This window comes from Chitinophaga polysaccharea (assembly GCF_007829335.1).
GTDB classification, from domain to species: domain Bacteria; phylum Bacteroidota; class Bacteroidia; order Chitinophagales; family Chitinophagaceae; genus Chitinophaga; species Chitinophaga polysaccharea_B.
The window spans coordinates 48,771-72,265 of record NZ_VIWO01000014.1; the positions used below are offsets into that span (position 1 = coordinate 48,771).

At 43.8% G+C, this 23,495-nt stretch carries 25 protein-coding genes and 1 pseudogene; 18 read left to right on the forward strand and 8 right to left on the reverse strand.

The window, feature by feature from the left end:
* Positions 1-9 precede the first annotated feature (9 nt).
* The 5 genes from FHW36_RS28865 (at position 10) to FHW36_RS28885 (ending at position 5,219) form a co-directional block, all read left to right on the forward strand.
* Positions 10-1,011, forward strand: a complete 1,002-nt coding sequence (locus FHW36_RS28865) for a PorP/SprF family type IX secretion system membrane protein (RefSeq protein WP_145674755.1) — start codon at positions 10-12, stop codon at positions 1,009-1,011.
* Positions 1,012-1,029: 18 nt separating this feature from the next.
* On the forward strand, positions 1,030-2,838 hold the full coding sequence (locus FHW36_RS28870) for an OmpA family protein (protein WP_145674757.1): 1,809 nt from the start codon (positions 1,030-1,032) through the stop codon (positions 2,836-2,838).
* A 267-nt stretch (positions 2,839-3,105) separates the two neighbouring features.
* The gene (locus FHW36_RS28875; RefSeq protein WP_145674759.1) at positions 3,106-3,510 is read left to right on the forward strand and encodes a DoxX family protein; all 405 of its coding nucleotides are present in this window, start codon (positions 3,106-3,108) and stop codon (positions 3,508-3,510) included.
* Positions 3,511-3,677: 167 nt separating this feature from the next.
* The gene (locus FHW36_RS28880; protein ID WP_145674761.1) at positions 3,678-4,493 is read left to right on the forward strand and encodes an alpha/beta fold hydrolase; all 816 of its coding nucleotides are present in this window, start codon (positions 3,678-3,680) and stop codon (positions 4,491-4,493) included.
* A gap of 180 nt (positions 4,494-4,673) precedes the next feature.
* Positions 4,674-5,219: a hypothetical protein gene (locus FHW36_RS28885; RefSeq protein WP_145674767.1), complete on the forward strand. Its 546-nt coding sequence runs from the start codon at positions 4,674-4,676 to the stop codon at positions 5,217-5,219.
* Between the two features lie 103 nt (positions 5,220-5,322).
* Here the strand turns inward: FHW36_RS28885 and FHW36_RS28890 are convergent, their stop codons facing one another.
* Positions 5,323-6,105, reverse strand: coding sequence for a carbon-nitrogen hydrolase family protein (locus FHW36_RS28890; protein WP_145674769.1), 783 nt, complete (start codon positions 6,103-6,105; stop codon positions 5,323-5,325).
* Between the two features lie 364 nt (positions 6,106-6,469).
* On the opposite strand from FHW36_RS28890, the gene FHW36_RS28895 reads away from it, so the two are divergent.
* The 9 genes and pseudogenes from FHW36_RS28895 (at position 6,470) to FHW36_RS28930 (ending at position 12,039) form a co-directional block, all read left to right on the forward strand.
* A complete protein-coding gene (locus FHW36_RS28895) occupies positions 6,470-7,198 on the forward strand; it encodes an SMI1/KNR4 family protein (protein WP_145674770.1) in 729 nt (242 codons plus the stop codon).
* A gap of 69 nt (positions 7,199-7,267) precedes the next feature.
* Positions 7,268-7,471 (forward strand): annotated as a pseudogene (locus FHW36_RS31120) (RHS repeat-associated core domain-containing protein); the annotation flags it as partial.
* Positions 7,472-7,474: 3 nt separating this feature from the next.
* Positions 7,475-8,263, forward strand: coding sequence for a hypothetical protein (locus tag FHW36_RS28900; protein WP_246121250.1), 789 nt, complete (start codon positions 7,475-7,477; stop codon positions 8,261-8,263).
* A gap of 4 nt (positions 8,264-8,267) precedes the next feature.
* Entirely contained in the window at positions 8,268-8,792 is a 525-nt protein-coding gene (locus FHW36_RS28905) for a hypothetical protein (protein ID WP_145674774.1), read from the forward strand.
* A gap of 55 nt (positions 8,793-8,847) precedes the next feature.
* The gene (locus FHW36_RS28910) at positions 8,848-9,267 is read left to right on the forward strand and encodes a hypothetical protein (RefSeq protein ID WP_186452668.1); all 420 of its coding nucleotides are present in this window, start codon (positions 8,848-8,850) and stop codon (positions 9,265-9,267) included.
* 1 nt (position 9,268) lies between these two features.
* Entirely contained in the window at positions 9,269-9,832 is a 564-nt protein-coding gene (locus FHW36_RS28915; protein ID WP_145674778.1) for a hypothetical protein, read from the forward strand.
* Between the two features lie 385 nt (positions 9,833-10,217).
* Positions 10,218-10,478, forward strand: a complete 261-nt coding sequence (locus tag FHW36_RS28920) for a hypothetical protein (RefSeq protein ID WP_145674780.1) — start codon at positions 10,218-10,220, stop codon at positions 10,476-10,478.
* Positions 10,475-11,137 (forward strand): hypothetical protein, encoded by a 663-nt coding sequence (locus tag FHW36_RS28925; protein ID WP_145674782.1) that lies wholly within the window; start codon positions 10,475-10,477, stop codon positions 11,135-11,137. Before FHW36_RS28920 ends, FHW36_RS28925 begins: the two co-directional genes overlap by 4 nt.
* 500 nt (positions 11,138-11,637) lie before the next feature.
* A complete protein-coding gene (locus tag FHW36_RS28930) occupies positions 11,638-12,039 on the forward strand; it encodes a hypothetical protein (RefSeq protein WP_145674784.1) in 402 nt (133 codons plus the stop codon).
* 814 nt (positions 12,040-12,853) lie between these two features.
* On the opposite strand, the gene FHW36_RS28935 is transcribed toward FHW36_RS28930, so the two are convergent.
* Both FHW36_RS28935 and FHW36_RS28940 read right to left on the reverse strand, forming a co-directional pair.
* Positions 12,854-14,356, reverse strand: a complete 1,503-nt coding sequence (locus FHW36_RS28935) for a glycoside hydrolase family 43 protein (protein WP_145674786.1) — start codon at positions 14,354-14,356, stop codon at positions 12,854-12,856.
* 123 nt (positions 14,357-14,479) lie between these two features.
* Complete coding sequence (locus FHW36_RS28940) at positions 14,480-14,821, reverse strand: winged helix-turn-helix transcriptional regulator (RefSeq protein WP_145674788.1); 342 nt, start codon at positions 14,819-14,821, stop codon at positions 14,480-14,482.
* A 103-nt stretch (positions 14,822-14,924) separates the two neighbouring features.
* Here FHW36_RS28940 and FHW36_RS28945 point away from each other — a divergent pair, with 103 nt between their 5' ends.
* Complete coding sequence (locus FHW36_RS28945) at positions 14,925-15,770, forward strand: MBL fold metallo-hydrolase (protein ID WP_186452669.1); 846 nt, start codon at positions 14,925-14,927, stop codon at positions 15,768-15,770.
* A gap of 35 nt (positions 15,771-15,805) precedes the next feature.
* On the opposite strand, the gene FHW36_RS28950 is transcribed toward FHW36_RS28945, so the two are convergent.
* Positions 15,806-17,959: a GH92 family glycosyl hydrolase gene (locus tag FHW36_RS28950; RefSeq protein ID WP_145674792.1), complete on the reverse strand. Its 2,154-nt coding sequence runs from the start codon at positions 17,957-17,959 to the stop codon at positions 15,806-15,808.
* A 161-nt stretch (positions 17,960-18,120) separates the two neighbouring features.
* Between FHW36_RS28950 and FHW36_RS28955 the strand changes: the two genes are divergently transcribed.
* A complete protein-coding gene (locus tag FHW36_RS28955; protein ID WP_145674795.1) occupies positions 18,121-18,381 on the forward strand; it encodes a DUF72 domain-containing protein in 261 nt (86 codons plus the stop codon).
* Between the two features lie 59 nt (positions 18,382-18,440).
* Here the strand turns inward: FHW36_RS28955 and FHW36_RS28960 are convergent, their stop codons facing one another.
* A complete protein-coding gene (locus FHW36_RS28960) occupies positions 18,441-18,644 on the reverse strand; it encodes a CsbD family protein (protein WP_145674797.1) in 204 nt (67 codons plus the stop codon).
* A 101-nt stretch (positions 18,645-18,745) separates the two neighbouring features.
* On the opposite strand from FHW36_RS28960, the gene FHW36_RS31005 reads away from it, so the two are divergent.
* A complete protein-coding gene (locus FHW36_RS31005) occupies positions 18,746-19,009 on the forward strand; it encodes an SDR family oxidoreductase (protein ID WP_317131896.1) in 264 nt (87 codons plus the stop codon).
* A gap of 177 nt (positions 19,010-19,186) precedes the next feature.
* On the opposite strand, the gene FHW36_RS28970 is transcribed toward FHW36_RS31005, so the two are convergent.
* Positions 19,187-19,924, reverse strand: a complete 738-nt coding sequence (locus tag FHW36_RS28970) for a glucose 1-dehydrogenase (RefSeq protein WP_145674801.1) — start codon at positions 19,922-19,924, stop codon at positions 19,187-19,189.
* Between the two features lie 87 nt (positions 19,925-20,011).
* On the opposite strand from FHW36_RS28970, the gene FHW36_RS28975 reads away from it, so the two are divergent.
* Positions 20,012-20,347 carry a winged helix-turn-helix transcriptional regulator gene (locus FHW36_RS28975; protein WP_145674803.1) on the forward strand — a complete coding sequence of 112 codons (336 nt, stop codon included), beginning with the start codon at positions 20,012-20,014 and terminating at the stop codon, positions 20,345-20,347.
* A 1-nt stretch (position 20,348) separates the two neighbouring features.
* Here the strand turns inward: FHW36_RS28975 and ppsA are convergent, their stop codons facing one another.
* Both ppsA and FHW36_RS28985 read right to left on the reverse strand, forming a co-directional pair.
* The gene (gene ppsA, locus FHW36_RS28980; RefSeq protein ID WP_145674804.1) at positions 20,349-22,955 is read right to left on the reverse strand and encodes a phosphoenolpyruvate synthase; all 2,607 of its coding nucleotides are present in this window, start codon (positions 22,953-22,955) and stop codon (positions 20,349-20,351) included.
* A gap of 7 nt (positions 22,956-22,962) precedes the next feature.
* Positions 22,963-23,418: a MarR family winged helix-turn-helix transcriptional regulator gene (locus FHW36_RS28985; RefSeq protein WP_145674807.1), complete on the reverse strand. Its 456-nt coding sequence runs from the start codon at positions 23,416-23,418 to the stop codon at positions 22,963-22,965.
* Positions 23,419-23,495: the final 77 nt, after the last annotated feature.

Genomic DNA, 23,495 nt, shown 5'->3' on the forward strand with positions numbered 1-23,495 from the left:
GTGTAAAAGATGCAAACAGTACTTAGAGCAGGAATAATGGTCTTGCTGCTGGCAATAAGCATGCGTGGCACAGCGCAGCAGAACATACAGTTCAGCCAGTATGTCTTCAACGGGTTAAGCGTTAACCCTGCCTATGCAGGCTATAAGGAAGACCTGTATGTGAATACCGTTTACCGTCATCAATGGAGTGGTTTCCCTGGTGCGCCTCGTACAGGTGGCATATCGATAGATGGGGTAACGCCGGCGAGCGACAACAAGGTAGGATTGGGGTTGCAAATGTTGTTTGATAAACTGGGACCACAGGAGGCATTATCGCTCTATGGCTCTTACGCCTACCGGATTCCGCTGGATGATGAAGGTACGCGCCGGCTTTGCTTTGGTCTTGGCGGTGGCGTTACCCAGTATTCCATCGACGGTAATGCACTGCAATACACTGATAACGACGACGTGGCTCTGCCGCTGGGTAAAAAGAGTGTGTGGGTACCGGATGCCCGCTTTGGGATTTACTATTATACTTCCCGTTTTTATGCCGGCGCTTCTGTCATGGACCTGTTTTCGCTCTATACCGATGCTACGCGTTATAACTGGAAAGGAAATAACTATTCGACCATCCGTAAAACACAGCACCTGTATATTACTACAGGTGCTATGTTTCCGCTGGGTGACAACTTACAGCTGAAGCCTTCGATCCTTATTAAGGAAGATTTTAAAGGACCTACCAACGTAGATATTAATGCCTTCCTGTTGATTGGCGACAAATTATGGACGGGCGCTTCATATCGTACCGGCGTGGGATTATGGAATAAAACTAACTTGCAAAAAGACCTCAGCGAAGTAGATGCTGCCAGCGTAATGGTGGAATTTTATGCTACTGAAAAACTGCGCATAGGGTATTCCTATGATCTGACCATTAATAAAATGGCGGGTTACCAGGGAGGATCGCATGAGATATCCCTGGGCTTTTTAATCCCATCGAAGAATTTTACGGTAAAGAGCCCCAGGTATTTTTAACCTTTAGTTATTACACGTATGATACGTTGCACGATAATGACCATTCCGCTGGTGCTTTTGATGACGACACAGTTGTACAGCCAGGAGCAGAAGAGTTTGACGCAGTTGGCCGATGAGGCATACGCCAGGCAGGAGTATGCAAAGGCGGGCTCCCTCTATTACAGGATTGCCCGTAATAAAGGAAGTAAAACGGCGGTAGACCAGTTGATGAAAATGGCGCATAGTTACCAGGAAATTGGTTACTATAAGTCGGCTGCCGACATCTACCAGGAAGTTACCAGTCGCCCCGATTGTCCTGCATCTGCTTATTTTTCCTATGGTGAAGTACTCAAGCAGCTGGAACAATATGATGCGGCAAAAAAGCAATATACTTTATTCAGCACGTCGAATGCCGACAGCCTTAAATTAAAAGATATTGCGTTGCTGGGCTGCGACAGTGCTGTTGTATGGAATAAGCAAGGCGCGCCTATAGAGTTGAAGCCGATCAAAGAACTGAATACCTATGGTTCCGACCTCGTAAGCGGGGCGGTACAAAAAGGCTTGCTGGTGATGTCGAACGGGTACCGCTCGATGGCGCTGAATAGTGGCTCGCAGTCTAATCCTGCCATTGACAAACGCACAGAGCAACCTTATTACAAAGCATATGTTTACCAGCAATACGCAGGTGATAATTCCAACGCCTACCTGGAAGAACTGGTACCGGCGTTGTTGGGCAAATATGATTATCATATTGGCCCTGTATGCTTAAATAGTACGGAAGATACGCTGTATGCTACCATCAATATACAAGGTAAGGGAGTACCCGTTACCGGCAAAGGTGCTGTGAATGGTATCCGCCACCTGCAGATCTACCAGTCTGTGAAAAAGAATGGTAAATGGGAAACGCCGGTATTGATGCCTGGTATTAACGTAGAAGGATACTCGGCCAGCCATGCGGTATTAAGTTCCGGTGGCGATGTATTGTATTTTGTATCAGATCGCCCGGGTGGCCTGGGGCAGACAGATATATGGTATGCAGAGAAGCAGGCAGATGGTACCTGGGGCGCGCCGGTTAACTGCGGCAGCCAGGTAAACACGGTGGCTGCTGAAACCTTTCCCACGGTGAACGAAGAAGGGATTCTTTACTTCTCCAGCAGGGGCTATGCAGGGATGGGGGGCTACGATATCTATCGTGTGAAGGGTGCAAAATCCAGTTGGGAAGTACCGGAGAATATGAAACTGCCGTTCAATTCCGGGGCTGATGATATGGGGCTGGTATTGAAACGAAATGGTTATGAAGGTTACCTGGCTTCCAACAGGCCAGGTGGTATGGGAAAAGATGATATCTACTATTTCTCAGACCCCAATTATTTTAGCCGGGTTAATCCTGTGCCGGAGCCGCCGGTGACTGTCGATCATCCTACAACACCGGTAACGGGCGGTCCGCCTAACCCGGGAGGGAAAAAACACACTGCTGAAGAAATTACGGATAAACAAAAACTGGAAGAATTGAAGTTTTTGTATGACTATAACAGTGCCTCCCTGCTCACAGAGTCCCGCAGGATCCTGGACCAGGTGGCAGCGGTGTTGAAGCGCCATCCCGACTGGAAAATTGTGATTATGTCCTTTGCGGATAGCCGTGGTGGCGATCAGTATAATACCGATTTGTCGGCGTTGCGTTGCTATGCAGTAATAGATTACCTGGCCGGTAAGGGCATTGATCCCAAACGCCTTTACTATAGCAATAAAGGGGAGCGAGACCCTGTGAATGGCTGTAAAGACGGGGTGCCATGTAGTGAAAAAGAATATAAACAAAACAGACGTTCCGAATTAAAGATAAAATGGTAGGGTAGATAGTAAATAGTAAGAGCCTTCAGGTGAAAACCTGGAGGCTCTTTTGTTTGTTAGCCATCTTCTTCACATAGTTCGTTTCCTATTTGGCTGTTATCATGAACGCGCCTGTTATTTCGCCCCTCAAAATAACTAACTCGCGGGCCAATTTGTCCAACTGAGGTGTTTGATAAAATTTCACATTGCGGGACTGTCTACTTTTGAGTAAACAAACAGCAAAACGCAATAACAACCACATTTTATCAAACATTTAAAAATAGAAAAATGAAAACTACTACCACAAAAATCATCTATTGGTCAGGCGTTATTTTTATGTCACTCTGGTTTGGCGCCAGCGGTTTCTTTGAATTAACCAGGAACCCGATTGTATGGGGTATCACGCAGCAGTTGGGCTATCCGCCGCATTTTATCTATATCCTGGGTGTTTTTAAAATTTCAGGGATCATTACCTTATTAATTCCCAACCGGTTACTTCGGTTAAAAGAATGGGTATTTGCGGGCATGTTTTTCGATATCATTTTCGCTTTCTTTTCCAAAATAAGTGTGCTGGGTTTTCCTGCTACTATAGATGCTATTATTGCATTTAGCGTACTGTTGGCCGCCTACCTGATGTTCAGAAAGCTGTACCCGGTTCATTACGCGGTGGAAGTGCCGGCAATGGCGCATTGAGTGGCTGATAATAGTATTACCAACAATCCTGATCTTTTTTGGACAAAGCCATAACAGGGTAAGGAACTAACCTGTAATTATACAGCACAAACCCCGGCTTGTACCTGTTGGAGGCTGATAGGGTGGTCTATTTTTGTGTTATCAATCATCATAAAAAACAGATCAAAATGGAAAACATAATAGCCTCCCTGCCAGCCACTCAATATTTTACTACTGGCGACGGTGTGCGCATTGCCTACGAACTGGAAGGCGAAACAGGCAACCCTGTGCTGGTATTGTCTAATTCTATTGCTACCGACTATCATATGTGGGATGTACAAATGCCTGCTTTTACCCGTTTCTTCCAGGTATTACGGTTTGATACCCGGGGTAATGGCGCTTCCGGCGCTCCCGCCGGAGATTATTCCATTAACCGGATGGCGCTGGATGTAATTGAGTTGCTGGACCACCTGGGTATTGAAAAAGCGCATTTCCTGGGCTTATCGTTGGGTGGTTTTATAGGTCAGTACCTGGCTATACACACGCCTGAAAGGATCGATAAATTGGTATTGGCCAATACTTCCTCTTACCTGGGGCCACAGGCGTACTTTAATAAACAGATAAAATCCTTGCAAGAGGGCGCTACCATGGACGGATTTGCCGATATGTTTATTCATAACTGGTTTCCGGCCGCGATGATCAGCAATGGAGACAGCCGGGTAGCGCCCTTCCGTGACATGGTATTAAACACGCCTCCATTGGGATTGGCCGGCTCTTTCGCTGCTGTGCGTGATGGCGACCTGAGAAAAACTGCTGCCCTGATCCCACATGCAACGCTCATTATAGGCGGACAATATGATACGGTAACCCTACCTGAACACAGTGAATTACTCGCCGCCACCATCGTCAATTCCAGCCTGACGATACTCCCGGTAGTGCACCTGTCGAATATAGAGAGCAGTGAAAGGTTCAACGAGCTGGTGATCGACTTTTTGCAGGATTGAGATGAAATAACCTGGTAGTGGATAGTTCCGGGTGTCAGCCGATTATCCACTACCTATCATAATGGTCAATAATGAAATTTCCTTATTATTGTGGTGAAAATGAGCCAACGAGTTCAATTGTTAAACCAGTTAATCAGTGTTAGCCTGGCTGTTATAGCCAAATTTTAACCACTTTAATTTATGAAGAGAATATTGACGCTCTTATTAGGAACAGCATTTCTATTTTCCTGCAGCAAAAAGAAAGACGATAATACTGGTCCCAGTTCCGCTGATGCCAGCTGGAAGCTCGGCCAATACACCTATGTAAGAGGTACGTCTTCGCAATCGAGTACTACCAGCAGTGGGAAAACTATTACGGCTATGGCCGTTGGCACCACCGGAGATGGAGGAAACTTTGGCGCTTTTTCCGGCAGTGCATTGACCTTCACCTTTTACAGCAACCTGGGAGAGGGAGAATACCGCCTGGGTACAACGGAAGCAATGGTGTCCAGTCCCACTGCCCGCATTATTGTGATTAACTGTACCATTGGCACCGCCGTAAACACAGGCTCCCTGCTGTATTCTGTGCTGGGAACCGGAGGCACTGCCAGCGTAACGCAAGACAGTAATGGTAAGTATCATGTGAGTGTATCAACGCCGGTTACTTTCAAAAAGGATATTGCAGTAAACGGGGGAATTCCTGCTGCGCAGGAAACATATGACCTGACGATCAAGAATGCGTACTAAGCATATTACCGATAAAAGTAAAGCTGGCCCGGACTTGTTTCCTGGTCAGCTTTTTTTATGCGCTTTATAATTTGAGCGCCAAAGAATATTGCCAGATGATGGGTCAACGATAAAGATTTTCTTTAAACCGCTTTGCCAGCAAGCCGGTAGCCAGTGCCGGATCTATGTCGGCCACGGTGATTCCTGCCTGTCCATAGGCGGCGTGCGCAACGCAGCTACCATCCGGTGCAATAACAGCACTGGCCGAATCGGGATAGCGGGAGGCATAGTTAACGCTGGCAAAATAAATGGTGTTTTCCAGTGCCCGCATCATCATCGCTTTTTCATAATAAGGATTGTCTTTGTGGCCCCATTCCGTAGGTGAGGGCCCGTTAGTATTACTGCCACCAAAATGCGGATGGAATATGACTGCTGCCCCTTGCCTCGCCGCCCATCTCACCGACTCCGGGTAACGGAATCCTTCGTGACAAATGGTAATACCAAATTTTATCCCTTTTACTTCAAATATGCTGCGCTCCGTGCCAGGCTCCCATATATTATCTTCTGTAGGATCCAGCTGGTTTTTGGTTTGATAGCCCAGCTTTTCGCCCGTACCTGATATCACCCAGGCGAGGTTGAGTAAACCTTGTGGCTGATACCAATCCATCGGCATGATAATCGCTACGCCATTTTCTTTAGCAATGGCACACACTTCATCCAGTGCAGCCTGTAGTTTTTCCGGCGTGCGCTCTTCTGTATTCATGCCGGGATAGCCGGGTAGATAAGATTCCGGGAAACAGATAATATCGGCATTTTGACCGGCGGCTTCTTTGACGAGTTGCGCTGTCCAATGCAAACCATCGCTGATGGAGGATGGGAAGGGAGGTGCAGCTAAAGCGATTTTCATGTGTTGGGTTTGTGCAATAATTTTTTTTGAGAAAAGTAGTAATAATTCAATTAAGGTAATATATTTGCCAATAAGTGGAAAATGAAAAGTAAAAATGAGAGTGGCACTTTTCATCATCTGCAAAAAACTGTCGAAAAGTATTGTTATTCCCCTTTGATTGTTAAGAATAGTTTTAGTATTAAAATCCTATACCATGAATTTAAATTTACACCCTGGTTTATGCCCACACAATGTCTATTCCTTTCACTTGTATTTGCTACCTGTTTAATGGCCTGACACGCGCACATTTTACTTTTTTGGTTTGATATGTATTTGCCTGGCGAAGTACGCCATGGTATGGTGTAGATTGTTATAAACGATCCCATTGAGATATTTTACCCCTATACTAGCAATTTTATTATTTGTCCTGTGTTGTGAAAGCAGTGCCCAGCTGCATTTACCCAACAGTAACAACCGGTTATTGGATACTGGTTTTTACTACATACACACAGGTTGTAAAATGATGTTGCCGGTACTGATCGTACAATATGAGCAACCGGTAGGAGATACGAGATACCAAACTATCCGGCGAAAACATATCGAAACGTTGCCCCCGGTAGTGCAGCATCCGAAGTTGATTACTATAAAATATCAGAACCCAGTAAATAATATGCAGCCTATTAATGATATTAATGACATTGCCAATTACTTAAGGTCTAATGGCGAGGATTTAGTTCCATGTACTGAGAAAGAAGTAGCCTTTTTGCAAACTTATTTTAATGTTTCATTCCCGCAAGTATATAAAGAGTTTTTGTTAGTGATGGGAAAAGGCGCTGGTACCTATATGCGTGGAACAGATGTATTTTATGGACAATTGTTACCTCTTAGAGATTATGCCAGAGAAACTCTTGAAGAGGCAAAGCTTGATCCCTTGCCTTGTGATGCTTTTGTTTTCTGGATGCATCAGGGCTATATTTATGCTTACTTTATGACAGACGGCGACGAAAATCCTCCGGTTACTGTATTGTATGAATCTGGGGAGGTCATCAAATTTGATAATTTGTTTGATTTTTTTAAAGCTGAGCTGCATCTGGATGGCTTTGTAAAATTATGAGTACGATAAAGCAGATCATATGCTATGACGTATTTCGTTGCAAGAAGTAAGTGATGTCAGGTACAATTGATGTTTGGAGGTAGGGGGTATAGGTTTGGATTTAATGGAAAGGAGAATGATAATGAGGTGAAGGGAGAGGGAAATCAGCAGGATTATGGAATGAGGGTGTATGAACCGAGGATTGAGAAGTTTTTGAGTGTAGACCCTTTAACACGTAAGTGTCCAGAGTTAACGCCGTACCAGTTCTCTTCTAATAGCCCGATATTAAATGTCGATTTGGATGGAGAAGAAAGTATTCCTCATTTTATAGCCAAAGGAATAAGAGGCACATTTACAATTTCAACGTTTGGAAGTGTTTCGTTTGGAAGTGTTCAATCTATGGCAAAAGGTATGGGATGTGATAAAAATGGCAATGTTGCACTTTTTTATTCAAGAACTGCAGGTCCCAGTGTTTCCACAAATCTTGGGTATGATTTAGGTATTAAGGTTGCCTTTTTACCTGGTATTAAGGATTTAACAGGTATAACGGGGATGGGCACTTCGTTTGGAATTTCGGGTGGTATTCCGCAAACGCATTTGTCTGTTGGAGGATCATTAGAGTATAATTCAGATGAGAATTTAGTTGGTTTGGGCATGCAAATAAGTGGCGGTCATGGTCTTGCACCTGTATCTTGGTCAATGGAGAGTTCCAATACAACTGCGGTTCTTTTCTCTGAGAAAGAGTATAGACGTTTTTCCTCATTTGCGGATAATTCTAATAAACGTAGTATGGATAGAATTATGGAATGGAATGATAATGACGAAAACAGAGATGCATACAACTCTCCTTATGGGGTTTGGACAATAGGATTCTCTACAATGTCATTGCAGCCAGTAAAAGGGCAGAAAGGAGTTTTTGAAGCTGTGATTAGCACACAATATAATTACATGTCAACAGGAGGTCATCGCGATGGGGTTCAGCAGAAAGATCAAGTAGTGACAACGGAAGATAGATCCGGAGTTTTCTTTACGAAGCTAGATGATGAAAACTATAGATCAGTAGATTATAAACTAGCTAAAGAATAAGAAAATGTTAAGGTTACGTATTATCGCTGTTTTATTATTTTGCCTTACTTTTTACAGTTGTTTTACTGTACATGATAAGGGTGATGCTAAAGGAAAGGCAATGGACTTGTTTAATAAGAACAAGTCAGATTTTTATGCAATTGGTAATATTTGCGAATCCTTTATGTCTAAGTATCCTAAAGATACTTTTGAACTAATATATGCATATAATTCAAGAGGTTTAGGAGTATTACATCGGATGGAGAGTGGGTTGCTGGATGCTGATGGGAAAGGTATATTCAGTAATAATAACTTAGGAACTTCTTATGATGAGATAAAGCAAATTTGTGATCGAAATTATATTCTGTCAATAGAAATTAAGCAAGGGAGAGCAGACATCAGATTGAATGGCTTACAAGCAAGAGGTTATGAAATGTTCATCGTATATACCAAATCCAAATATCGTGAATCGTCTCCTGAGAAAAATGACAAGGATTGGTGTGATATCCTAGTTCCGGATTATTTTGTGTCAGGTCATTATATTGAATGATATGCTTTGATGAAGATAATACACCTGGCCGCCTACCGGGTGTATTACTTTAGTATTGCTTGTAGTTTTTACTCAGCGCATAGGGGAAGTGAGAGATGATCCCCAAGTGGATGATAAATATAAAATGGTAGGTAGTAAGATAGTAGATGGTTTGTTTGTATCAAAATATGGGGGAATGACCGGAACTTATGATATTGTTGTAACTATGGAAGGATATCTTAAATTAGGGACAGGACATTATTATCTATCTAATTCAGCTCCTGAAGTAATGTTAGCGGGAACAATCGAAATGTACAAAGGAAAGGTCAAAGACATAACAAACCTTTCTGGGCACTATCTTCCAAATGCTGAACAAACTAAAAACTACATTAGGATTTTGAATGATTTAGGAGCTCGTCTATCAGGCGCAACATTGAGTATTTATAAAGTAGAAGGAAATAAAAAGGTGCTTGAAAGTAGAGAAAAAATTGATTAACATGAATAAGGATGTCATGAAAGAATTATCAGATTATCTTTCGATTCATGCCCCAGATGAATCAAGTTGTTTCCCTATTGATAGGTATTATTTACAGCCATTTGTTCACCGCATTCTTGAATTTGATAAGAGAGGTTTTTTGTTGTACAATTTCGAAGATAAGCATATTACATATGTTCATTTTTTGATGCTCTGTCTGCATGAACTTTGGGAAAGAATTGATGTTGATGATATTATTTATATTGTTGAACAGTTGCAGGATCCATTTTCTTTGTTTGCGATTATAATGTTTATGCATAGGTATTTGGAGATTGATATCTTATTCCTTGTTTTTTATAAGTTGAGGGGTATCTCCTCGAATAAAAAGAAGGAGGTAAAAACCATTCTATTAAATTTATGGCCCAATTTAATTAGACCAGAAGACAATATGTATTGGAATGATGAAGATATTTTGGGGATTAGAATAGATGACTGGAGATATATTAAGCAAAAACTATTGCTTGATCCACGCCTTTGCCCTGCAATGGATTTTAAAGAATTATCAACTTTCATAGAAAATATTTGATAGAACTGTATTAGATATACGTTTGCATGTAGGTATATAGGAAGCAATCTCGCTACGAGAGTGGGCTGCTATAGATTTGGATTTAATGGAAAGGGGAATGATAATCATCATTTTCAGCTCACTCATTCAGGAGGAGCAAAGTATGATCCTGGTAAATGGAATTTGAATAATACGTTAATAAAAATGAGAAACAAATGGGATGACAATACTTATGCAAATGAGTTTCATTTTGGTGCAAATGGAAACCCTGCTTTTCGTGATTTCATGGGAATTAATTTGGGGGATCAACCGGACTTTGATAAGAAAAGCTTTGGTAGAAACGAAAATCGTCAGATGAGATTAGCAATTGAATATACTATAGGAGCAATGCGGTATCTAGGTGCCAATGGCAAATTCGGTGAAGACAAAATCTGGTGGTGGAATAGGTTGGCAAGGTGCGGATATAAATACTAATGCGAATTGGAAGTCTTGGTTATATTTCCATTCTGAACATAAGAAATTTGCTTTTAAAGGATGGTCAAATCTACATTTATTAGATAACTCCCAATTTGAAACCACTGGTGTTCATAAGGGTGGATTTGGAACAACAATATTTTATAAATCAACTCAAGCAGCTTTAGAAAAGGATAAAAAAGGAGGATTATGATGTTTTTCAAAAAGGAATTTGTAGCTACATTTTTATGTATAATTGTTAGCGGAAGTTTATGGTCCCAGACTTCCAAAAGTAAATTTTTCATTGAGAAAGTAGATTCTTTTGAAACTATCCAGACTCACATATCAAAAGTCTTGAAGGAAGAGAATACTATTTTATTTTTTGAAGAGAATACTCATTGGGGTAAGATAGGTTTTTATTGTGAATCAGAAATCGGTACAATAAGAGATGTGGGACACCCCATTTTGTTGAATAATTTGGAGAAACTTTCCGAAAGCTCCCCGATAATAATTTTTAATGAGAGACCCGTTGCCCTTTCTTATTCAATTCATGATATGTCAAATCTTTTACCTTCATCGGTGAATCTATTTTACTTTAAGAAAAACAGATTTATCATGATTGATTTAAACCTTGTTTCGCTTATTGGAACTTCGGGATGGGGTTATATTTTATTAAGGATTAATGAAAAAAATGGAATCATAAATGATTATTATTTTGAATCTCAAGAAAGATTAAGGATTGATGATATTGGAGATTTTAATGGAGATGGTAATCTCGATTATATTCTTAGATATAAAACTGTTGATTCGCAAAAACATATTATATATCAAAAGAATGTATATAGTATCTACGATCATAAGAAACTAAAATAGACTTTTGAAGTGGTATTTATAAGTAGTTGACACGACTAATATATAGGTAGAACAAAGATAGGCTTCGAAATGTGCAAATATCCCAAATGCAACACAATTTTATTGAATCCGCTTGGACACGTGAAATCGTTGTAGTAGAAAAATGGAAGTATTAAAAAAACAATTGTGAGACACACTGACATAATAATTTGACACACTTTAATAAAACATCCATTATTAAGACAAATGCCAAACAATACCCTATACCATGAAATCATTTTTTAGTATCATTTTTTTTCTATTCATTGGTACATTTTGTTACGCCCAACAAGTTTACCAGATCAAAGCAGGCAGCGTACGTATATATAACATCTGTGACAAGGCTGAATTGATTCTTGAAAACAGAACACAAAATATAAATTGCTTAATGAGAACCCCAGTTTTCAGACAGCGGCAGCGAGAAACGCAGAAAAGAAATAAACATTGGGAACAAGTTAATCCGATAGTAAAAAGGAACAACTATGTATAAGGGTACAAATAAAGGAGCTATTGCTGTCGCAATATTTTTCTTTACAATAACAGGCATAATGTTGTTGACTAATGGTGGTAGAGAAAGGGCATTTCAGAAAAATGCGCGAATGTCTGTGGGGACGATTACAGACTATTATATTGAAGCTAAGGGTAGTGGCGTCATTTTTAACTATACTTATACGGTTGATACAATGCTCTATCATGGAGAGGGATACCTATGTTTTAGGGTGCCACCAAAAAATGCACGTTTTTTTTTAAATCATCAATTTCCTCTATTATACTCCAAGGTAAGTCCCGAAATAGCACGGTTGTTAGTATTTCCAGATGATTTTATAAAAAATGGAGTTGAGTTTCCAGATAGTTTGAAATGGATACTGAACTATAAATGGTGATACGTTGTCTATTGCTGTGCGCAGCATGTTTGCTTGGTAAAATCCCACAGTGTACTTATGTATAATCCCACAGAAAATACCTGGCTTTTTATTTAATAAAGGCAACGGTAGGACAGAGTTTCGGTAACTGAGGTTATGGATATTAAAATGTAGCAGGTGGATAAAGCAGTTTTAAGACCGGTTCATTAAAAGTAAGGTAATAAAAATAATAAATATAAAGAAATATGGAACTATGAGATTTGTAAATGTGATTAATTGTTTTGCTCTTTCTTTATGTTTATTTATGTCGTGTGAACAACATGGAAAAGCAAAAGAGATATTTAATAACAATAAAGAACGATTTGCAAAAGCCGCTCGCCTTAAGGGTTTTCTCATTAAAAGCGTTCCATCATGTTATTCATTTAGATTTACGTATACCGGTAAATCATTTTGGCAATTATGCGATTCAGTTAAGCCGAATCCAAGTCTTCCTATAGCATATCTTAGTACCAGCGACGCGGACTTTTTGCAAGACTTTATGTACGACTGTGATTTAAGATATATAAAATATAATCAGAATTCAGTCCAGTTCATTTTTAAATCCTATTGTCCGGATAACATAGTAAAAACAGATACCAACTTTAGCGATTTTAAATCCTTCGAGGTAGACAGCTTGTTTTACCTTATTCCCAATAATGAAAAAAGGCCAGAATAATAGGGCATCGACGGAAGAAGCCTAGTCGGGTTTTACAGCACATATATTAAGATATTGAATGGAAATGGCATCAGCATTTCATTATCCATGAAACACTGATGCCATTTTTATAAATAACCCCTACCTATACCTTATCTCAAAAAAGCTAAACACCGCCTCCTCTTTCTCTTCTCCGATAAAACTCAATCCCGGCCGTGGCGCCCGGTCCCATTGCGGCAGGAAGCCAATAGCGTATGGTTGTTTCCCAGAAGTAAGTTCGTTCCAAATTTGCCCTTGTTTCCAGTACACCCGGCAGGTGAAATCAGGAAATACCGACAGCTTCAGGTATACCGGTGAATTTGTGTCAGTGATTGATTGTTCATTAAGCACCACGCGTTTCCCTTCTTTCGATATCCAAAATATTACTTTATTACCGCTGACAGCAATGCCGGCAGCTGCACCAGCATCGCCATAAACCACCAGCCCTTTGGAAGCCGTATTGTGATTGACTACCGCCGTGCTGATATCATAGGCAGCGGAGTAGGGGCGCAGGGTGAGCGCAATACCGGAAGGATTTTGAATGCTGTATTTACCTGATAAATGCAATTTGCCATTGGCATAACGATACAGTGGTTGCATATTCCTGAAATCCCACTGCCAGAAGATGTCGTTGTTGACGTGGGCAAAATCATAATGGTAGGTTGTAAGGGGCGACTGGTTCTCTAGTGCAGTTGATGAGCTGAATACAGGCCACTGACCCACATTCCACGACAAAGCAGATATTAGCCCTTCCCTGCCTGTGAAAACATTGCTATGCTTATTATAGGCATGATAAAGATAGAACGTAGCGCCTTGTGCATCTTGTACGAAAGTACCATGGCCGGGGCATTTCCAATTGCCGCCATCGGTCAGCACCGGATTATTTTGATAGTCAGTATATGGACCGGTGATGGTAGAGGAACGCGCTACATTTACATGATAACTGCAGTCTGCGCCGCAGCAAGCGCCGGCGGAATAAAAGAGATAGTAAAAGTTATCCTTCTTCAGGATACTCTGTCCTTCCATCCCTTTTCTCTCGTTGTCTTTGAGCAGGGTAAACGGTTGCCCAACCAGGGAAAGCCCGTCGGGGGCGAGCTTACTACCCAGTATTTCAATAGGGCGTTTGTCGAGGCCGTAGGCTTTCCAGGTAATGTATAGCTGTCCGTTGTCATCGAACACAAAAGCATCGATGGCTTCCCTGCCGTATTCGATAAGAATGCCATGGTCTTTGAAACCATGATCGGGGTAGGCGGAAGTGGCTACGCCGATGCAGGATATGCCATCGCTCTTTCTTCTGGCAGTATAATAAACGAAGTAGGTATTATGGTGATAAAAATATTCAGGGGCCCAGAAAGAGCCCACAGTCCAGGTAGGCGCCTGATCAAACAGGAATCCGGTTTGTTTCCATTGCCGTAGATTCGTGGAACGGAATATCGGGAATTGCGGTCCCCATTCGCTGGAAGTGCCAATAGCATAGTACTGGTCGCCCTGCCGGAGGATAGAAGGATCTGCAAAGTCGCCGGGAATATTGGCGGAGCGTTCCTGCGCCAGGAGTAGAGTGATGCAGGAGAGCACCAGGGAAAGGGTGATAACGATAGATTTCATTTCTGCCGGAAATTTTAGCTGCTTGACGTGCGTTGTATGAAAACGGCAAAAATAACAGTTCATCGGTATCCCCGGTGGCGTTAACGTCTCATAAATTCGCTGAATCATCTCACTATAGATCTGTCATCGGTTTACGTAGTCTTTACCCCACGTCCGCATAGCATCAATAATGGGTAAGAGGGTTTTGCCCAGGTCGGTCATCTTATATTCCACGCGGGGCGGCGTTTCTGCAAACACCATCCTTTCAATAACGCCATCTGCTTCCAGTTCCCGCAATTGATTGGTCAGCGTTTGTTTGCTGGCCTCTGGCATGGCTTTCTGCATTAAGCTGTACCGGTTGGTGTTATTGCGGATGAGATGTATAATTACCGGCTTCCATTTACCGCCGATAATATTCATACAATAGGTTACCGCACAATTGGTCGGATTAAAGTGCCTGTTCTTTCTAACACTAGCCTTCGTCATTAGTCTAAAATTTTAGCCTAAGCCCATAAAGCTGGACTATAGGGTTCATTTAACCGAAAAGAGGGTATTTGCAACAAATTTACTAAATGCTATGCTACCACTCATGATGAATCATCCAGCTGGGTTTACTGCTTTCAGATCAGGGGAAATGGAGATTTTTTCCGTTACAGACGGAGAAGTCATATACGAAGCCCGCTGTTTTGCACCGGGTATTCCCCGGACCTTATTGGGCAATAGCCCCCGTCATTTTATTTTGCCACATAATATCCTGGTACTTCGTTTCAACAACCGGGTGGTGATGTTTGATGCAGGCAATGGCCATTACACCGCCCCTGAAGCCGGCCAGCTCCAGTTTTATTTACATGCCGCAGGCATTACTCCCGAATCTGTTACAGATATAATATTAACCCATGCACATCCCGATCACATCAATGGGCTCGTAGGAGTGGGGGAGCAACTAATGTTTCCGGAGGCCCGCATACATTTATCGCAAGCCGAATACGATTTTTGGGTGTCAGAAAGTCCCGACTTTTCAAGGAGTAAAAATATACCAGCAGCTTTGCTGCAAATGCAACAGCATATCAAAGGCATATTACGGGTACTGGACAACCGGCTACAGCTGTTCCATAGTACCGATGCCCTATTGGAAGGAATACATCCCGTCGCCGCACCAGGGCATACGCCCGGGCATACCCTGTTTGCCATTAACACCGGTGAGGAACAGTTTATTCATATGGCGGATACCTGCCACGAGAATGAATTATTATTTCATCATCCGGAGTGGGGAACTATTTTCGATATAGATTTTGAACAGGCTGCCCAAACGCGACAGGCCACGTTGCAGGAGCTGGCTAATAACGGGAAACTGGTATTTGGTTATCATTTACCCGCGCCAGGGTTTGGGAAGGTGATACAGGGTGGCGATGGATTTGCATGGAAACCACAGTAAAAACAGGCGCCCACCGGGCGCCTGCAACCATCTCTTTATTTCGTCACCACCTCAATGATGCCACCTTGCTTAAACAAGTTGTGCGATACAAAGTATCCTTTCAACGCCTTCCCATTTACTTTGATGGCTTTTAAGTTCCTGCCGGTACCTGGTTTGCGGATAGTGAGCTGTTTGCCATTACTCGTCGTCCAGCTTACTTCATCGAACACCGGTACGGTAACCAGGTAGTTAGGATCGGTAGCAGAAAACGGATACAGGCCCAGGGCGCTGAATACATACCACGACGACATTTCCCCGGCATCATCCATTCCGCAGAGTGCCAGCCCATCGTCACCAATGCCATATAAATGACCCAGTATATAGTCAATCATCTTTTGTGATTTCTCCGGCTTATTGATGAAATAATAGGCAAAAGGCGCTTCGTGATCTGGCTGGTTACCATGACAATACTGTCCCACCATGGTTTCTACATTGCGGGCAATATAGGAAGGATTCCAGGGTACGGTAAACAGGGAATCGAGCTTGGCTTCAAAGGGCTTAGGGCCGCCATACAGGTCTACCAGGCCCTTCATGTCGTGTGGGGCATAGAAGGATACCTGCCAGGCATTGGCTTCTCTGAACATGTACTCGTAGTAAGGATATTGAGGGTTGAAAGGCGTGATCCAGTCGCCATTGTCCAGTCGCCCTCTCATAAACCGGATGCTGGGGTCAAATACATTTCGGTAATTTTTAGAACGCGCCATCAGGATGCGGTAATTGGCCGTATCACCCAGGCGCTGTGCCAGCTGTGCCAGTGAATAGTCGTCGTATGCATATTCCAGGGTTTTAGATACGCCGGCTTTCCCTTTGGTTTCCACCTGGGGATTTTTAACATCCGGATCGGAAATATAACCCTTCTGGATATACTCTGTAATAAAAGGGCGGGTGCCGCCTGCTACGTTGGCATTTTTCAGCAACAGCTGATAGGTACCACGTACATCAAAATTATCGATCCCTCTCAGGTAGGCGCCGGTAATGGAAGACGCGGCATGGTCGCCATGGAAAAAGGTAGGAATGAAACCTGTTTTATCGCCGATGTCTTTCATGGATTTAATGATATCCAGCGTTACTTGCGGAGAAATTAATCCTAATAACACATCTTTATTGCGATAGGTATCCCAGAGCGACGGCACCGTATAGTATTGGAAGTTTGCCTTGATCACCTGGCGTTTAGCATCGGTATACTCTCCGTTTACATCACTGCGTAATACCGGCCACAGGAGAGATCTGTAGAGGGAAGAGTAAAACAGCTGCCGCTCTTTTTCAGTACCTCCTTTTACCTGTATTTTTGACAGGGTGTTTTTCCAGGTATCATGGGCGGCGGCCCGTATGGCATCAAAGGATTGATTCCCAATTTCCTGCGCCAGATTTTCTTTGGCGTTGGCAGTGCTGACAAACGATAACGCAATTTTTACTTCTACCGGCCCCTTATTATCGTTGCTGATATGTAACAGGGCATATTGGACTTGCTTGTCGAGCCGGGAAATATCACTGTTCAGCGTGGCGTAGAAGTAAATTTTTCCTTCTCCTACTTCCTGGTAGCCCTGTACGGCACGGTTGCCGTCCTGCTCAATCGTCCAGCTGCTTACCTTGTTGTTGGCTTTGGCCAGGTCAAACAATATCTGCCGGTCGTTGGGTTGTTCGTATTCATACCGGTGATAACCGCATCGCAGCGTGCTGGTCAGGCTTACGTTAACTTTATAGTCGTCCAGGTATACCTGGTAGAAGCCCGGAGCGGCGCCCTCTTTCTGGTGAGAGAAGTGAGAACCAAATTTTTCACCGGGGTTGGATACCGGCAGCAACGGGATATTGCACAGGTTCCAATGTCCTTTGTTGGTGTGGGTAAATCCGTAGATGATATTGTCTTCATATTCGTAGCCCGCCCCGGAGCCATATTCCGTAATAGGACTCAACTGCACCATGGCATTGGGTAACGAACTGCCGGGAAATACCAGTCCGGCCCAGGATCTCCAGCCTTTCGGCAATTCATACCCCAGTATTTTCGGATCAGTTAAAGGAGCGGTGCCGATGAACGGGTTCACATATTTCGTATAATCAGTGCTGGATTGGCTTTTTGCGGTGCCTGCGCTAATGGTGCCAAGCAGGGCAACCAGCCATACCATGAAGGAATGCTTATGCTTGTGTTTCATATCTGATGGAATAATTAATAACGAGCGGTAAAGTATACATTCAAAAGCAAAAATGCCAGTATTTTATATGAAGGGTTACAATAGTGATATTTTTCGTGTACAATCAACATCCATCATGGTGTAATTATTGAGTAGCCGATATTAAGGTCAATATATCCGTCATGATGAAAAAAGGTAAAACATATATCGGCACCTTTGGCTGGCACTACCAGCAAACCGTAACGGCCAACTGGGTATATATTCGTTTACACGGCCCCGGAGGCAAATACCAGGGTACCTACCGGTTGCCAACGTTGCAGAAATGGGTGAAGCAATGTAAACACTGGAATAAGGAAGGCAGGGATGTTTATTGCTATTTTGATAATGATCAATCCGGTTATGCAGCGGCCAATGCCGCAAAAATGGAACAGCTGATGGAATAACATGGCTGCTATAAACCCCGCCTGTCGAATACCTGCCGGCAGACGGGGCGATAGCATCATTACAACTTATCGATCCAGGATTTTACTTCCTCTTTGGTTTTCCCTGTCCTCTGCTGTATACGGCCCAATAGCTCATCTTCTTTTCCCTCTACATATAGCAGATCATCATCTGTCAGATCTGCATACTGCTGTTTCATTTTTCCTTTGAGTTCGTTCCAGTTGCCTTTCAATCTTAATAGCAGGCTGTTGTTTTCCTGTGTCATGGTTAAATATTTTGATGATGAGATAATAGTAGAATATCTCAAATAGTAAACCAACCGGGAAACCACCTCGCTGAGCTCCGTTTATCAATAACCTTATGTATGTGCTCGTAGAATTAAGTCAGCACTTGTTGGTGGTAACGCTACGGTATGGCGCGCTGTGGCATAACTATAAAGGCGGCCCGGTATGGACGCCCCTGATTCCATCTACCATGCCAGAGCCGGAAAAATTCGGCAGTGAAAGCCCGATGAAAAGGCCTGCCCAGCCGGCTGAAATTGCGCCCGCCTATGTGTTCCTGGCATCGGAAGAGGCCAGCTATATCGCCGGCGCTACCCTTCCGATAACCGGGGGGAAGGTAGCCATGTAGAGTAACCGGAATAAATAATAACGAAAACGACTATATGAAAAAAGAAAGGGATTTGCAGAACTACCATATAGCAGCGTTTGCGACGTTATTAAACGCCTTGGCAAAGGTTGGAAAATTGACCAGGTAGATGATCTTTCTTCCCTGGTAGGGGAGCAGGTTGACGCAGAGAGTCTATCCTTATATCGTGATGCCGCCATCGATCACAAAATCAGCACCTGTGATAAAAGAAGCCGCGTCCTGGCACAGGTATGCCACCAGCTTTGCCACATCTTCCGGGATGCCCACTTTCTTGAGCGGCACCAGGGTGCTGAGATGATCCCATATATGCTGGGCGGTGGCATCATCATTTAGTTTGTTTAAAACCGCCGTCTTCGTGGGACCGGGACTTACTGTATTTACCCTGATCTTGCGGGGCGCCAGTTCTGCAGCAGCTGTTTTGGCAACAGAATTCACTGCCGCCTTGCTGGCCTGGTAAACAGAACTCTTTGGCTGGTGCGTGGAGGCCACAATAGAAGAAAGAAATACTACCGATGCACCGTCCGTCAGCAGGGGAGTAAATTTGCTTAAGGTGAAATAGGCGCCCTTGAAGTTAATGTCCATCACGCTGTCGAAGTTTGCTTCGGTAGCTTCGGCTATCAGTGTGTTTTCTCCCGTAATACCAGCATTAATAAACAGGATGTCTACCTGGCCAAACTGATCTTGTACAGCCTCGTATAACGTATGGATATCTTCCAGTTTTGATTGGTCGGCCACAAACGGAATGGCCCCTAATTCCTGTGCCGCCTGATCGATAGCTTCTTTCCGCCTGCCGGTAATGATAACCCTGGCTCCCTGGCTGATCAATTCCTTTGCTGTAGCGTAGCCAATGCCACTATTACCACCGGTTACTATGGCCACTTTGTTACTTAAATTCATTGCTTAAAAATTTTACACAAAGATATCGGGGAGATGATATACTTTTGTTACCAGTATACTGGAGTATACCAGTTAAAATTTCAGGCAATGGAAAGAGATCAGGCGGAAGAACTGCGGGCCTTGCAGGACACGCTATATTTTATCGGAGGTAAATGGCGGGTACCGGTTATCAACTCTCTTTGTAATGGCAACAGGCGTTTCCGTGAAATAGAACGGAGCATTCCGGGTATTACCACGCGGATGTTGTCCAAAGAACTCAAAGATATGGAAATGAATAAGCTGGTTACCCGCATGGTATATAACGATACGCCGGTATTGGTGGAGTATGAGCCCACTCCTTACTGCCGCACCTTCGGAAAAATCATCCAGGAGATGATTAACTGGGGAAGGGATCACCGCAAAAAAGTGATACAAAAGAAATAGCTTATCCCAGTATTTCTATATATCCTTCCGTTCCGTTTAACCGGATACGCTGCCCGTCCTTAATCAGCCTGGTGGCATTGTCTATGCCAACAATGGCAGGTAAGCCATATTCACGCGCGATCACTGCTCCATGGGTCATCAGTCCGCCCACTTCTGTAACCAGTCCTTTTATAGACACAAACAAGGGCGTCCAACTGGGATCGGTAAAGGCGGTGACTAATATATCCCCTTCTTCCAGGACAGCGGTTTCCATGTTTAAAATAACCCGTGCGCGACCTTCAATAATGCCCGCAGAAACAGGGAGTCCTATAATGGCGTTGTCCGGCAGGTGATCACGCTGATATTTACCGGTGATAATTTCTCCGTCGGAAGTCATTACCCGTGGGGGACTCAGTTTTTCATATGTTATATACGCTGCTTTACGTTGTGGAATGATTTGCCGGTCCAGTTGACGGGTACGTACCACCTCCCGCAGCTCGTCAAAGGTGAGATAATAGCTATCTTCTTTTTCAGCAATGATATTGGCCTGTGCCAATTGTTCGATTTCTTCCAGAATAGCTTGTTTATAGAGGAAGTAACGGCATATCTTTTCATATTTCGGATACTCCCGGTACCCCATGAAGTTACGGACAAAGCTAATCTTTTGCTGAACTTCCAGTGCCTTCTGTTCGCCGTCAGGCAATAGTTTCAGCCGGTCTGCCAGTTCCTGTGCTTTTTTAAATGCTTCCTGTTGCCCCTGTTCAAACATCCGGATGCTGGCATTAGGCGTGAAGTTTTTAATATGACTCAGTAAAATGGGAACCAGTATAGCCGGATTTTCGCTCCAGCGGGTTTTCGTAATATCAATTTCACCAGGGCAACGCATACCGTATTGGGCGAGGAAACCTTCTATGGCCTCCCGGCTTTCACTGCCGCCTTCCAGGGAGTTCAGGTGCTCCAGGAAGTGAGGAGCTCTTACCTGTTGCAAGTATTCCACTACTTCCGGATAAGGGCGAATCACATCTGCTACGTCCAACAATGCCAGTCCCATTTCTGAGGTGATATTGTTGGGCACCGATTGTGTAAGTATATCGGCTACATTTTTTTCGCCCAGCCATTCATTTATTTTTTCATTAAGCCAGGAGTAAGCATCCATGGCGGCCAGGATCACTCCCAGGCTTTGCGGTGCGTATGCCCTCGTCTTTTGCTGATGGAGATCTTCCTGTATAAAATCAAATAGTGCAGGCCCTGATTTTGTTTGGATCTCCTGTTTCAGGGCCTCGAGCGAGGCCTGTGCCTCCTTCACCAGGTTGACCACTATAGCCGGATCGTTATCGACCGGCGGCCGGGCGCCGGGAGGAGGAATGGTAGGCTGGCCGGCGGCTGGATCATCGGCAGGTACAGACAACGTAAAGTCTTTTCGCTCCAGGATGTTGAGTAATGCATCTTTGATCAGCGGATCGGACTGTCCCAGTACGTTGATCATCATTTCCCTGCCAGCGGGGGTAGCCAGGAGAGGGGCCACATCTACAAACAATCTTCCGCCGGCAGTAAACATAGGCCGGGGTGTTGTTAACAGGAAAAATGATAGCCCCAATGGTTTAATGGGATCTGTCATCATTTGCTGGTGGCCAACGGATACATACACATGATTATCGGCGTTGTTCACCACGGGAATGGGGTATAATGTAGTGATTGGCCTGCTTTGAACAATATAAAAAGTATCATCTGCCAGGCACCATTCAATGTCTTGCGGGCAACCGAAATGCGCTTCAATTTTTTTGCCCAGGCGCGCGAGTGCCAACACCTGTTCATCGGTGAGTGCTTGTTGTTGCTGTAATGCCGGTGTTATTTCCTGCAGCGTAGTGCCGCCATCTTTCGCGGCATATACTGCCCGTTGTTTAGTAGCTATTTGCCGATGGATGATCTGACCATTATTCACCTGGTAGTTGTCTGTATTCACCACCCCTGCAACCATGGCTTCTCCCAATCCGAAGCTGGCATCGATAGACAATATTTTCCTGTTGGCATTTACCGGGTGGGCCGTAAATAAGATGCCGGCGACGCGGGGGAAAACCATTTGTTGCACTATTACCGCCAGCTGAATTTTCCGGTGATCGAAACCATTTTGAATACGGTAAATAATGGCCCGTTCGGTAAACAGGGATGCCCAGCACCGGCTAATGTGTTGGAGAATGGCCGCTTCCCCGGTAATGTTTAAATAGCTATCCTGCTGGCCTGCAAAAGAGGCGGTAGGCAGGTCTTCCGCCGTAGCGCTGGAACGCACGGCAAAGGCGGTATTTTCCCCAAAGGTGGCCAGCTGCTGCCTGATAGCGGCAACGATATCCGCAGGGATCGGTATTTGTGCAATGAGCTGGCGGATGTCGCCGCTTATTTCGCTGATAGCTTTTCGTTGGTCGGCAGCCAGGTGGGTTAACTGTTGCAGCAATACATTAAAAGTGCCGTTTGGTTCTATTACGGCCTGGTAAGCTGCTGTAGTGACACAAAAGCCCCGGGGTACGGCTATATCTCCCGCCCTGGTCAGCTCCCCCAGGTTGGCGCCTTTGCCTCCTACTAATGCCAGGCTGTTGATATCGACGTCGTGCAAGTCAAGTGCGTAAGCATTCATGTGCGTATTATTTATCGTTGAGGGTATGCATGGTTTCGTTCATAATGTCAACCGATTTTGACAGGAACCTTTCAATGATATGAAGCTCCTGGGCAGAGAAGGATGCAATGAGCAGCTCCGATTGACGCCGGTATTCTTTGTACAGCGGCTCCAGCAATGCCATTATTTTTTGTGTATTGGGCGCTATGATCACTTTCCTCCGATCGGTTTTGTCAAATTGTCTTTTCACCAGGTGCTTTTTCTCAAACCGGTCTATTAAACCGGTTACTGCCCCGGTGGTCAGCCCCGTTAAAGCCGATAATTCGCCCGCCGTCATGGGGCCTTTTTGTAACAAAAAGCCCAGGTATTTGTGATCGGTGCCAGGTAGGCCTGCTTTGCGGCCCACGGCCTCGTGCAGGTGAATAGTGGTGTAAGCATGGGCCTGGTTCAGCTTTCTTATCTGTCTGGTTAAATCGGTATCCATTTTATGTCTTATTAACTAAATATCTTAGTTGCTAAGATAAAATTAAATTCGCAATATCCAAGCAGTTTGAAAAAAGA